This is a genomic window from Terribacillus sp. 7520-G, from assembly GCF_002271665.1.
GTDB lineage: Bacteria > Bacillota > Bacilli > Bacillales > Amphibacillaceae > Terribacillus.
This window is the reverse complement of record NZ_NQFP01000079.1, coordinates 1-244: the sequence shown is the minus strand read 5'-3', so window position 1 is coordinate 244 and position 244 is coordinate 1. Positions and strand designations below refer to the sequence as shown.

Below are 244 nucleotides of genomic sequence, written 5' to 3'. Positions count from 1 at the left end.
TCTGAGCGTATCTAATACTAATGCTGTCTGTTGATGGTCATCAAGGGTATAGGCAATAATTTCGTTGTTATACAAATCCATGATGGTCGACAGATAAAGCGTTCTCGGTCCGTACTGTATATAAGTGATATCTGTTACCCATTTTGTATTCGGGTGTATTGCGGTGAACTCCCGATTTAGTAGATTCGGGGCAATGATGACAGATTCCACTTGTGATTTCCATTTCCTTTTACGCTTCACACGG

At 41.0% G+C, this 244-nt stretch carries 1 protein-coding gene; it reads right to left on the bottom strand.

The window, feature by feature from the left end:
• Positions 1 to 244: DDE-type integrase/transposase/recombinase (locus CHH53_RS17045; RefSeq protein WP_143594514.1), on the bottom strand; the 244-nt coding region annotated here is incomplete at both ends.